7 protein-coding genes are annotated in these 12735 nt (G+C 60.7%); all 7 read left to right on the top strand.

What is annotated here, in order from left to right; translation table 11 throughout:
* Positions 1–186 precede the first annotated feature (186 nt).
* The 7 genes from gdhA (at position 187) to AAF358_08980 (ending at position 12733) form a co-directional block, all read left to right on the top strand.
* Positions 187–1536, top strand: a complete 1350-nt coding sequence (gdhA, locus tag AAF358_08950) for an NADP-specific glutamate dehydrogenase (protein ID MEM7705665.1) — start codon at positions 187–189, stop codon at positions 1534–1536.
* Positions 1537–1768: 232 nt separating this feature from the next.
* Positions 1769–3709: a S9 family peptidase gene (locus AAF358_08955; GenBank protein ID MEM7705666.1), complete on the top strand. Its 1941-nt coding sequence runs from the start codon at positions 1769–1771 to the stop codon at positions 3707–3709.
* Positions 3710–3922: 213 nt separating this feature from the next.
* Positions 3923–6325: a cyclic nucleotide-binding domain-containing protein gene (locus tag AAF358_08960; protein MEM7705667.1), complete on the top strand. Its 2403-nt coding sequence runs from the start codon at positions 3923–3925 to the stop codon at positions 6323–6325.
* A gap of 12 nt (positions 6326–6337) precedes the next feature.
* Positions 6338–7234: a hypothetical protein gene (locus AAF358_08965; protein ID MEM7705668.1), complete on the top strand. Its 897-nt coding sequence runs from the start codon at positions 6338–6340 to the stop codon at positions 7232–7234.
* Between the two features lie 13 nt (positions 7235–7247).
* Positions 7248–8939 carry a cytochrome c3 family protein gene (locus AAF358_08970; protein MEM7705669.1) on the top strand — a complete coding sequence of 564 codons (1692 nt, stop codon included), beginning with the start codon at positions 7248–7250 and terminating at the stop codon, positions 8937–8939.
* A 16-nt stretch (positions 8940–8955) separates the two neighbouring features.
* Complete coding sequence (locus AAF358_08975) at positions 8956–10935, top strand: heme-binding protein (GenBank protein ID MEM7705670.1); 1980 nt, start codon at positions 8956–8958, stop codon at positions 10933–10935.
* A gap of 1 nt (position 10936) precedes the next feature.
* Entirely contained in the window at positions 10937–12733 is a 1797-nt protein-coding gene (locus AAF358_08980) for a hypothetical protein (GenBank protein ID MEM7705671.1), read from the top strand.
* The last annotated feature ends 2 nt before the right edge of the window (positions 12734–12735 follow it).

A 12735-nucleotide genomic window follows, 5' to 3' on the forward strand; every position in this document is an offset into this window, starting at 1 on the left:
ATAGGCTCTATAGAACCGGGCTATTTTTGTGGTCGGCGTCGCCTTCCGACCCTTTTTAGCGCCGCTTGATGATGACTCTGTCGCGCCGTCTGCGTCGCCGGTGCGTCAGATTGTACTCGACCACCTTACGGACTATCTTTAGTGCTCACCGAAGTTTACGTTCACCAAGGGAAAGGGGAAAACACCATGCCGTACGATACCGTTCATTCGCTAGACGAGTTCATGAACGGCCTGAAACGCCGTAATCCGGGAGAGCACGAGTTTCATCAGGCCGTCTATGAAGTCGCCCAGTCGATTCTTCCGTTTATTAAAGACAAGCCGCAGTATCGGGACAATCAGATCCTGGAGCGCCTGTCGGAGCCGGATCGGATTATTTCCTTCCGGGTTTGCTGGCAGGACGACGAGGGCCAGGTTCGGGTCAACCGCGGTTACCGGGTGCAGCACTGCAATGCGATCGGCCCGTATAAGGGCGGAATCCGCTTTCACCACAACGTGACGCAAAGCATTCTGAAGTTCCTGGCGTTTGAACAGACCTTTAAGAATAGTTTGACCGGCCTACCCATGGGGGGTGGCAAGGGCGGCTCAGACTTCAACCCGAAAGGTAAGTCCGACGCCGAGGTGATGCGATTCTGCCAGTCGTTTATGACTGAGCTGCGGCGTCATATCGGTCCTTACACCGATGTTCCGGCCGGAGACATCGGCGTCGGCGCTCGCGAAATCAGCTACATGTTTGGTCAATATCTCCGGCTGCAAAACGAGTTTACCGGCGTTCTAACAGGCAAAGGCTTGGCATTCGGTGGCAGCTTGATCCGAACGGAGGCCACCGGCTACGGCGCGGTGTATTTCATGGAGGACATGCTGGCGCATCAAAACGACGGTTTTGAGGGTAAGACCTGCCTGGTCTCAGGTTCAGGCAACGTGGCGCAGTTTACGGTCGAGAAAATCAACCATCTGGGCGGCAAGGTGGTGACGTTGTCTGACTCGGGTGGTTTTATACACGACCCCGAGGGTATCAACGAAGAAAAACTCGAATTCGTCAAAGACCTCAAGAACAACCGGCGTGGACGCATCTCCGATTACACGGAGAAGTACGGCGGAACCTATCACGAGGGCACCCGACCCTGGTCTGTACCGTGCGACCTGGCTTTCCCCTGTGCCACCCAAAATGAAATTGGCGCGGACGATGCCAAGGCCCTGATCAGCAACGGCTGTAAAGGGGTCGCTGAGGGTGCGAACATGCCGTCCGATCAGGCGGCGATCGACCAGTATCTCGAAGCCCATCTGATGTATGGACCGAGTAAGGCCGCCAACGCCGGCGGTGTTGCGGTGTCCGGGCTGGAGATGACTCAGAACAGCATGCGCCTGTCCTGGACCCGCGAAGAGCTGGACACGCGGCTTCGGGAGATCATGCTGGGGATTCACGGCCAGTGCGTGGAATACGGCCAAAAAGAGGGCTGGGTCAACTATCTGGAGGGCGCCAACATCGCCGGCTTCGTGAAGGTGGCTGACGCCATGCTGGCCTACGGAGTGGTCTAAGGCTGCCTCTACGATCACACTCAATGACGAACGGTCATTGACGAAAGCAGCCAGCCGAATGCGGTTTAGCTCGGTTGGTGCGCTGCTGAGGGGCCGGCAGGCCACCATACAGCGCTGCGTCGCCCGACGTCTTTTTGCGACGGCACTCTGGGCGACATTGAGTTTGGCGGTCTGTGTCGCACCTGCGGCACAGACCGTTTTTTCGGGTTTGACCCCCGATCGGCTTTGGCAAATGGTGCGAGCCGGCGAGCCCGCGGTCTCCCCGGACGGAAAGTGGGTCGCCTTTACGGTCACGGCCTACGCCGAAAACGCCGATTTACCCAGCATCGATATCTGGCTGGTGGACAGCGCTGGCAAAGATGAGCCTCGCCAGCTAACCCGCAACGCCGGGGTCGACTTTGATCCGGCCTGGGCGCCGGACAGCCGCAGCATCGTTTACGCCGCGGTGACCGACGACAACCCCCACAGTCAGATCTTTTTGCTGAATCTCCGTGGCGGCGCGCCACAGCCTTTGACGGATCTACCAACCGCCGCGGTCCGCCCCCGCTTTGCCGGCAGCAGCGACACCGTCTTTTTTGAGGCCGCCAGCTATCCGGACACCGGTGCCGATTTTGAGACGGTCGGCCAGCGGGTTGCCGAAGCCGAAAGGCGGCGGCGCTTTGCGCGCGCAACAGACACTCGTGTCGTCGGCAGCGATGGGCGGGATCCGGAGCTTGTCCAGCATGTGTTTAGATTGGGGCTGGATACCGGCCTGATCATCGACCTGATGCCAACCGTGGCGGCGACGGGCACGGTTGTGCCCTTCGAGTGGGACCTTTCCCCAAGTGGCCGATTTCTTGCCTACACGGCCAATAGCTCACCGCCTCCGTATGTGTCCCGGAACTCAGACGTCTTTCTGCTCGACCTGGAGTCGGGCGAGACCAGAAACCTGACCGCAGCCAATCCCGGCAGCGATACCAAACCCGTTTTCTCGCGCGCGGGCGATGCCCTGCTCTTTGGGCAGCGTCGCCGCCCGGATGCGCTGGATGAGTTTCGCGCGCTGCTGCACCACGACCTGCGCAGCGGGCGAAACACCGCGTTGACCGATCCTGGCCGCCTCTCGCCCGAGCAGTGGTTGACCTCGGAGGATGGTCGACAGGTGTATTTTCTGGCCCAGGAACAGGGGCGCCGAAAGGTGTTCCGCGTAGGCGCAGCCGGCGGCAAGGCTCGCGCGTTGACCGACGAGGGTAGCTACAGCGGCCTGCATGCCGGCGCAGACAACGAGCTTTTTGCTCTGCACGAATCCCTGCTTGACCCTCCGGCGATTCAGCGCCTGGACGAAAACGGTCGGCATCCTCGGCAGCTGACCCGATTCAACGAAGCGTTTTTGCAAAACACCCGCCGTCCCGAGGTCGGCGAACAACGCTTCAGCAGCGTCGACGGAACCGAAATCCATGCGTTGGTGGTCCGGCCGCCGGGCTGGCGACCCTCAGTTCGCTGGCCGGCTGTGATCGCGCTGCATGGTGGTCCGCACAGCGCCTGGCTGGATGAATTCAACTGGCGCTGGAACCTGGCCTTGCTGGCAAGCCGAGGCTACCTGGTGGTGGCGCTGAACGTCCGCGGCTCAACCGGCTATGGCCAGGGGTTCGCGAGCGCCCTTAACGGCAGCCCGCTGGCTTTGCCAGCCGAGGACGTCCTGTCGGCCGCGTCGCAGCTGGCGGCTGAGCCCTACGTGGATCCGCAAAAGATCATGCTTGTCGGCGGATCCTACGGTGGGCTGCTCACGCTGTGGGCGGTGTCGCAAAGCAACCGTTTTGCCCGGGCCGTGGTCCACGCGCCGGTGGCCGAGCAACGAATGATTTATGGCAGCGACTACCCCTGGGGCCGGGAGGTAACCTGGGGACGCCCACCCTGGCGTCAGCCATCGACTGAGGGGGGGGCGGAGCTGACCGCCTCGCCGAGCGATCGGTTTCAAAACATCCGCACTCCGGTGCTTGCGCTACACGGTGAAGCCGACTCGCGGGTTTCCGCAACCCACAGCAGATTGCTGCACAACGTGCTCACAGACCTCGGCGTTCCGTCCCGGCTCGTCCTGTTTCCGGATGAGGGGCACAGCATCAGCCGCCCGAACGCCGCCAAAATCTGGTGGCAGGAGCTTTTTGCCTGGCTTCAGGCGGGTTCCGAGGGTGCATAAAGAGAGGGCGTTTTGAGTGTCACTAACACCAGACACACAGCCGTGTCGAATTTGCTTTCGGCAAGGGATTGATCTATAAAACTTAAGGTCCTTTGGAACTGGCTCAATACACCTGCATAGGGGCATGGTGATGAGCTCGCAACAGGTTTCACAGGGCACCGGCTTGTAGGGGAAGCACGCGCGTGAACAGGATGTCAGTTACAGGGGAGCGCCATGGCGGAAGTCTTTGATATTGCCGTGGTCGGTTCAGGCCCAGCGGGCCTGAGCGCAGCCGCCAGAGCAGCGGAGACCGGCGTCTCCCATGTGCTGCTCGAAACCGAGCTGCACCTATCCAACACGATCTACCGTTACCAGAAGGGCAAACACGTCATGGCCGAGCCTGACATTCTGCCCCTTCGCAGTCCGCTGGACTTTGTCGCCGGCCCCCGGGAAGCCGTCCTCGGTGCCTGGGACAAGGGCATCGCCCAGCACAAAACCAATGTTTACCACCAGAACGAAGTGATCGCGATCGAGAAGCAGGGCGATCAATTCAAGCTGACGGTCAAGGGCGGGGGTGAGATTCACGCCAAGAACGTGGTGCTTTCCATCGGCCTTCAGGGAAATTTCCGTAAACTCGGGACGCCGGGTGAGGACCTGCCCTTCGTTCAGTACACGCTGGATGATCCGGACGAATACGCTGACGAAACCATTATGGTGATCGGCGCCGGGGATGCGGCAATCGAGAACGCCGTGTCGCTGGCCAAACAAAACCGCGTGATTATTGTGAATCGTCGCGACGAATTTGCCCGAGCTAAAGACGCGAACGAGGCGGCCATCCTCAAGGCTATCGAAGACGGCAAGGTCGAAGTGTTTTACAACACGACGATCGAGCGTGTCGATGCCGTGGAGGGGGCCGAAAAGCCCGGCAAAATCATCCTGAATACGCCTGACGGCCAGGCGGAGGTTGAGCTGGATCGGATTATTGCGCGTCTCGGCGCCATTCCGCCCCGCCGGTTCGTCGAGAGCTGCGGCATCGTCTTTCCGAACGACGACCCCGTGTCGGTGCCGGAGATTACGCCGAAGTACCAATCCAACGTCGAGGGGCTCTACATTATCGGGGCGCTTGCTGGCTACCCGCTGATCAAGCAGGCCATGAATCAGGGCTACGAGGTTGTCGAGTTCATCAAGGGCAACGACGTTGAACCCGCTGATGAACCGCTTCTGCGCAGCAAGTTCCAGGACATGCCGGGATTTACGACGGTTCACGATGCGCTGGTCAAGGTGCAGAAAAACGTTCGTCTGCTGGCGCCGATCACCGAACTGCAGCTGCGGGAATTCATGCTGGATAGCGACGTCCGCACGCCCGTGCCTGGCGAAAAAGTCTTCTCGCTCAACGACTACACCAACACGTTCTTCAGCATCGTTGAAGGCCAGGTCAATATCGTGGTTGACGAGGAAACCGGCCGCACGATCAGTCTTGGTGCAGGCGAATTTTTCGGAGAGATGAGCCTCATCTCGGGTCGCCGTCGGTCAGCGACGGCCATCGCCGGCCAGGGGGCCGTGCTGATCGAGACGCCTCGGCGCACGATGAACAAGCTGATCAACTCGGTGGATGCCGTCAAGCGGGTGATCGACGAGGCTTTCATTATGCGGGTGATCCAGTCGCGCTTTGCGCCGGACACCCCCGCCGAAAAGCTGCAGGACATCGTGGCTGCGGCCACCATCCAAAACTTTCGCGCTGGCGACGTGCTTTTTGAGGAAGGAGAAAGCGGCGACTGTATTCATTTGGTACGGGTCGGTTCTTTGACCATTTCTCGAACCATCGGAGGGCGCGAAGTGGTGCTGTCGTACGTCCCCGCCGGTAACTATGTCGGGGAGATGGCGCTGCTGGGTGACAACACGCGTTCAGCCACGGCCAAAGCCGCCATCGCCACGGAAACGATTCAGCTCGACGGCGAAGCGTTCAAGCAGCTGCTGCTCCGTGAGCCGGAGCTTCGACTGAGGCTACAGGCTGAGTATCGACAGCGGGCCGCCGCCAACCTCAGCATGGAGGCGCAGCCGGAGGGTGGTGACGTCATCTCGTTTCTGGTTGCGCAGGGTGTGGGCGAAGCCACCGATATTCTGCTGATCGACGAGGCGTTGTGTGTTCGCTGCGATAACTGCGAGAAGGCCTGCGCGGAGACTCATAACGGCACCTCACGTTTAAATCGGGAGGCGGGCCCGACTTACGCCACGGTGCACGTGCCGACCTCCTGTCGCCACTGCGAGCATCCGCACTGTATGAAGGACTGCCCGCCCGACGCGATTCACCGGGCACCTAATGGTGAGGTTTTCATTGCCGACAACTGCATCGGGTGCGGCAACTGCCAGCGTAACTGTCCCTACGGCGTGATTCATATGTCAGCGCAGATGCCCAAGAAACCCGGGATTTTGCAGTGGCTGATGTTCGGCCGCGGGCCCGGGCCGGGCCAGGATCCCGCCGGAAAGAAAAAGGCAAAAGGAGAGAAAAAGGCCGTCAAATGCGATATGTGCAAAGGCATCAAGGGCGGGCCGGCCTGCGTTCGATCCTGCCCGACCGGAGCGGCGATTCGCATCAGCCCGGAAGAGCTGTCTTCTTATGCGCAGTCGCTGAGCTGACGGGACGCAGCTATGCATGATTCGTTTCTCACCTACCGCGGCTTTCGCTACCTCTCCTTTGCGGGCCTGCTGATGCTCGGCTCCGTGGTGGCTTATTTTTGGCACTCGCCGGTCACCGCTCCGAACGGCGGCACCTGGCTGGGTTACACGCTAGGGTCTATCGGCGCCGTCCTGATCATCTGGCTGACGCTGTTCGGCTACCGCAAGCGGACTTACAACAACCGTGTGGGCACGCTTCGAGGCTGGCTGTCAGCCCACGTTTATCTGGGTGGCTCGTTGATCATCATCGCCACGCTGCACACCGGCTTTCAGTTCGGCATGAACATCCACACGGTGGCCTACGTGCTGATGATGATTGTCGTGCTCAGCGGCTTTTTTGGCGTTTATGCCTATCTCCGCTATCCCACCCTGATGACGCGCAACCGTGCCAGCACCAGCCGCGAGTCGATGCTCGAGGAAATTGCCGAGCTGGACGAAGAGTGCATCAAGGTGGCGGATCGAATCGATTCCAAGGTGCACCAGATGGTCCTTCGCTCCATCGAGCGAACGCGACTCGGAGGCGGCGTTTTCTCGCAGCTGTTTGCGCACGATGGCGCAAAAGACGCGGTAGAGAAAACCAAAGAGATGCTGGACAAGGTCAAAGAAACGAACGAGCGACCCCAGACCGCGGAAATGCCCACCATGTTTGCGATGGTGGATTTTCTATCGGGGGCCGGCGGGCAGGAGTCTGAGAAGCTCAGGCAGCTCCTAGATCTACTGAGCCGCAAGAAATCTCTGGCCTCGAAGGTGGCCAAGGACGTGCAGCAGCAGGCGATGATGGATATCTGGCTTTACTTCCATGTGCCCATCACATTTGCCTTACTCGGTGCGCTGACCGCGCACATCGTTTCGGTGTTTTTCTATTGGTAAGAGAAGATAGTTTATGCGTTGGCTGATCCGAACCATCACCCGTAAGGCCAAGGGCACCATCGCTCACAGCGATGAATCGGTGACGGCTGACTCGCTCAATCTTGGCCGTTCGCCAGGCCAGGATGTGTTTCTTTCTGATCTCCGGGTGGCCCTCGAGCACGCGCGGATCGAGTCGCTGAAAGGCAACCGTTTTCGAATCGAATCGCTGATTTCAGCGGGCGTTCGGGTCGACGGCAAGCTGCAGCAGGCGGCCGGCGCCGGCGTTGGCTCACGGATCGAAATTGGTCATCACCTGATCCGCATCATCAAGCCGCCGGCAGGCTACGACGCTGCCATCGAAATCAGTGAATCGGAAGCCGCTAACGAACCCAACGTCTCCAAGTTCAGCGATCGCCCCTTCAGCCTTGGTAAAACCTGGCTCAGCAAGCGGGGCCCTGCCTGGGGCTTTTTTCTGCTGTTCCTGGGCGTCGGGCTGGCACTGCCGGTCGCCGGGTATTTTGTTCCCGGCCTGCAGGAGAAGCTCCGGGCAAGCCCCCTCCCCTCTGACAATCAGTGGGAGAGCGGCACCCTCCAGGCGGCGCATCACTTCTTTGGCGAAGACTGCTCTACCTGCCACACCGAAGCCTTTCGGATGGTAAAGGACGAAGCCTGCGTCGCGTGTCACGCGACCACAGCGGCGCACGCGGATCCGGAGTATTTCGCTCTGCCTGAGCTGGCCGAGGAGCGCTGCGCAAGCTGCCACAAAGATCACAACGGCCTTGACGGTCTCGTGCGGCAGGATCAGCGGTTATGCTCGGACTGCCACGCTGACCTTGATGCCACCAGCAACGGGCTCACAACGCTTGCCAACGCTGACGATTTCACCGCCAACCATCCGCAGTTCAAGGTGGAGCTGGCGGCCTGGGGCGCGGACGGCGAGTTTATGCCACGCCGGGAGTCGCTCAGCAGCGACCTGCTCAGCGAAGACTCCAACCTGAAATTTCCGCACGACGTTCACGTCGCCGCCGAGGGAATCAACGCCCCCGACGGCAAGCAGGTGCTGGACTGTGGCGACTGCCATCAGGCCGAGCCGGGGGGCGGCAAGATGCTGCCAGTGAAATACGAAACCATGTGCGCCGACTGTCACACGCTGGGTTTTGATGCGCAGGCCCCCGATCGGCAGGTCCCCCACGGCAAGGTTGCTGAGGTCCTGTTTATGCTCGAAGAGTACTACGCCAATCGCGCACTTGAAGGCGGTTATGAGGACGTCACGGCGCCGGCGGTGGTTCGCCAGCGGCGTCGAGTGGGCAGCATCCAGCGCCTGAGCCAGACCGAGCGGGCGGCTGCGCTCGCCTGGGCCCGCAGCAAGTCGCGCCGCGTTGGGGAAGATCTGTTTGAGGGCCAGGCCTGTTCGGTATGCCACCGGGTGACGCGAAGCGGCGAAGGCGACACGCTGGCCTGGCAGGTGAGTCCGGTTCGCGTTGCCGGCGTCTGGTTCCCGAAGGCTGAATTCACCCACGGCTCACACACCACCATGACCTGCGAAAGCTGTCATGACGCGAGGGAATCCGCTTTTAGTGACGACGTGCTGATTCCCGGGATCGACAACTGCCGTGCGTGCCACGGGGGTGAGGACAACAGCCGCAAAGTCGCGTCTACGTGTGTAAGCTGTCATAACTATCACATCTACGATGAAGTGATCATGGCGTCGGGAAACGCCGAGTAAAGAAAAGGGGAACAACATGTCGACCCAATGGACCAGCTGGACCAGATCGACAGGGATGGGGATCGCAGCCTTCTGCCTAACGCTGATGGCCGGCTGTGGCGGCGGCAGTACCAGCACGGAGCCTGGGACGGCCGAACCGCCTCCTGATACGACCCAAAACCAGGGTTGCGACGGCTCATGCGCCACCGCCAACTCGTTTTTATCCGAGACGCAGGTTCAGCAGATCATTGCGCAGGCCGTGGCTGAGGCGAACGCGCTCGGGTCCCCGGCGACCATAGCGGTTGTCGACCGACCCGGTAACGTGCTCGCCGTCTTCCAGATGACCGGCGCGCCCGCGGCCACCCGGATTTTTTCGGGCAAAGGCGCCATCGGCGGACTGGAGGAGATTGCGATCATCCCCAGCACGCTATCCGCCATTGCCAAAGCGGTCACCGGCGCCTACCTCTCTTCAGAGGGCAATGGCTTTACGACCCGCACCGCCAGCCAGATTGTCCAGGAGCACTTCAACCCGGGTGAAATCAACCAGCCGGGCGGTCCGCTGTTCGGGGTTCAGTTCAGCCAGCTGGCGTGCTCCGACTTCATGCAGCGCTTCGATGCGGGCGGCGCCACGCCGCCCGGGCCCAAACGTTCACCCCTCGGCCTTTCAGCTGATCCCGGAGGCATGCCGCTTTATATCGACGGCGTGCCCGTCGGCGGCATCGGCATCGAAAGCGACGGCAACTACACGGCAGATTTGTCGATCGCTGACTTTGATCGAGATCCGGACGAGCTGATCGCCGTCGCCGGCAGCTTCGGCTTTGCGCCGCCAGCCGATCGGCAGGCCGATCGGATTACCGTCGACGGCAAAACCTTCCGCTTTGCGGACGTCGGCCCGGCCGATCTCTCGACCGACCCGGCCTCAGCCGCCGGTTTTGGCTCCGTGAACGGGCCGCTTGGCGGTCTGGTCGCGGTTACTGGCTATACCAATGGCGACGTCATCCGCGGCACCGCATTTGGCCAACCGGAATCCGGCATTCGGCCGGATAACGCAGACTATCCGGGGCTCGATGCGTTTGTGCTGGTTGATGAAAACAACCAGAACCGTTTCCCGCCGAGAGCGGGCACGGACGGCGCCAACGGGATGACCGAAAACGAGGTCAGGATCCTCCTCCAGGAAGCGCTGAGAGTCGCCAACAGCGCGCGGGCCCAGATCCGACGTCCGGTGGGATCGCAGGCTCGCGTCAGCATCTCCATCGTCGACACGAACGGCGTGATTCTGGGCATCGCCCGGACTCGCGATGCGCCGATCTTCGGCCTGGACGTTTCGCTGCAGAAATCCCGTACCGCCAACTTTTTCTCCGGCGCGTTCGCCGGTGACGACCTTCGGGGTGCACCCGACGCCAACTACATCAACTCGAGTCTCGAAGTCACCGAATCGATTCCGATCGGTAGCTACGTCACCGCAGCTCAGGACTTCCTTGAGATGCCCACCGCGCTGGACGACGGCGCTTTTGCCTTTGCGGACCGCTCGGGCGGAAATCTGTCGCGCCCCTACTTTCCTGATGGCATTGTCGGCACCGAAAACGGCCCGTTCAGCAAACCCTTTCCGCTGTGGAGCCCCTTTAGCGTCGGACTGCAGCTCGATCTGGTCTACAACCAGGTGATCGGCCACGTGGCGTTTGTCGCTGGGGTCACCGGCACGGACGTCACCAACAACTGCACCACCATCGGTCGGCTGCCCAACGGCATTCAGATTTTCCCGGGCAGCGTGCCCGTGTATCGCGGCAATACGCTCATCGGCGGCATCGGCGTCTCGGGTGACGGCATCGATCAGGACGACATGATTTCGTTCCTCGGCCTGCACAACGCTGGTGAAATCCTCGGTACGATCAACAACGCGCCGCCGGAGATCCGGGCTGACAACCTGACGCCGAGAGGCGTCCGGCTCCGCTACATCCAGTGTCCGCAGTCGCCGTTCCTGGATAGCTCCGAAATCAATCCGTGCGAGGGTAAGTAATATGAACCAGCGCATCACGGCAATCGTATTCCTGCTGACCGTTATGACCAGCGGGTCATCCCAGGCGCTCAGCCTGACCGACGCGGCCGCCCTGCTCTCACAGTCGGTGAGCAGCGCGGACGAAGTGCTCCGCAAGCGGGCAGGCCGCCGGCGTCCCGGCAAAGAGCCGCCGGCGGAACAGGCGGAGCCGGAAATTGATCCGGCGCGCATCATGCCGGTGCCCGCCAAGACCACCGGGGAGTTCTACGCGCCGGTTCCGGATCGCTGGCGCATCATGGAATCTTTGGGCCAGCAGCAGAACTGGTGGGACCCCTACAACATCAACACCTATAAAGCGGACAAGCCGCTGTTTGACGACTGGTTCCTGAACATCCTGGCCATCTCCGATACGGTCATCGAGCCTCGCAGCATCCCCACGCCGGTGGGTCTGCAGTCAACCACCGACGCGGGCGCCATCGATATCTTCGGCGAAAACGATCAGCTGATCTTCGCGGAGAATCTGATTGTCGGCGCCGTCTACTACAAAGGAAACACGGTGTTTCGGCCGCCGGACTGGGAGTATCGACTCACCCTCGCCTTCCAGTACAACCGGGTTGAAGTCGACGAGCGGCGCTTCCTGTTTGTCGATCCGCGATTCCGTGAGGAAACCCGGGAAGATTTTCACGTGGGGGTTCAGGAGCTATTTGTCGATAAGCACCTGCGCAACGTGTCAACCCGCTACGACTTCGACAGCTTTCGCTTCGGCATCCAGCCGTTTTCCTCGGACTTCCGGGGCTTCCTGTTCCAGGACCTGCAGATGGGCGCACGCCTGTTCGGTAACCGGGACAACAACAAGTACCAGTACAACCTCGCCTGGTTCCGTCGGCTTGAGAAAGATCTGAACACCGGTCTCAACGACATCGAAGAAGGGCTGCGCGATGACGACGTGTTTATCGCCAACGTCTACGCGCAGGATTGGCCGGTTCTCGGTTTCTTCTCCCAGGCTACGGTGGTGCACAACCGCAACCGGGAAGATGAGTTCTTTTTTGACGAAAATGGGTTCATCGCCCGTCCGGCGTCGCTCGGCAACGAACGTCCCCGAAACTATGACGTGACCTACCTGGGTTTCAACGGCGACGGGCATTTCGGGCGTTACAACCTGACCGCGTCCGCCTACCTGGCGGTTGGTGACGTTGAGCCGGCCGTGTTTTCCGACCAGAAGGTCGACATCGAAGCCGCCTTTGTGGCGGCTGAGGCCGGCGCAGACTTCGACTGGGTTCGGCTGCGGCTCTCGGCTCTGTACGCCTCGGGTGACAATGACCCCTTCGACGACGAGGCCAACGGTTTCGACGCCATCTTCGAAAACCCCATTTTTGCCGGCGCGGATACGTCCTACTGGATCCGTCAGACCGTCCCGCTGGTTGGCGGCGGTATCGTCACGCTGTCCGGTCGTAACTCGATTCTTCCCTCGATGCGATCGTCTAAAGAGCTCGGGCAATCCAACTTCGAAAACCCTGGCCTGAAACTCATCGGTATCGGCGCGGATCTCGATCTGACGCCCCAGACTCGCCTGTCATTCAACGTCAACCAGATGTGGTTTGACGATACGTCGATTCTGGAGGTGGCGAGAAACCAGGGTCCGATCGACTCGGAGCTTGGACTCGACGTGTCCGCAGCGCTGATCTGGCGGCCGTTTATGTCGCAAAACGTGGTCGTCCGGCTGTCCGCCGCCGGCATGATTCCAGGAGAAGGTTTTGAGCAACTGTTTGGCGATGAAGATCATTACTCCGTACTTGCCAACATCATTTTGGCCTACTGAGC

Source organism: Pseudomonadota bacterium, from assembly GCA_039033415.1.
Taxonomy (GTDB): Bacteria; Pseudomonadota; Gammaproteobacteria; order Xanthomonadales; family SZUA-38; genus JANQOZ01.

Bases quoted from the DNA above. Each gene is read 5' to 3' on its own strand.
- gdhA (MEM7705665.1), top strand. From the start codon at position 187: ATGCCGTACGATACCGTTCATTCGCTAGACGAGTTCATGAACGGCCTG.
- AAF358_08955 (MEM7705666.1), top strand. From the start codon at position 1,769: ATGGTGCGAGCCGGCGAGCCCGCGGTCTCCCCGGACGGAAAGTGGGTC.
- AAF358_08960 (MEM7705667.1), top strand. From the start codon at position 3,923: ATGGCGGAAGTCTTTGATATTGCCGTGGTCGGTTCAGGCCCAGCGGGC.
- AAF358_08965 (MEM7705668.1), top strand. From the start codon at position 6,338: ATGCATGATTCGTTTCTCACCTACCGCGGCTTTCGCTACCTCTCCTTT.
- AAF358_08970 (MEM7705669.1), top strand. From the start codon at position 7,248: ATGCGTTGGCTGATCCGAACCATCACCCGTAAGGCCAAGGGCACCATC.
- AAF358_08975 (MEM7705670.1), top strand. From the start codon at position 8,956: ATGTCGACCCAATGGACCAGCTGGACCAGATCGACAGGGATGGGGATC.
- AAF358_08980 (MEM7705671.1), top strand. From the start codon at position 10,937: ATGAACCAGCGCATCACGGCAATCGTATTCCTGCTGACCGTTATGACC.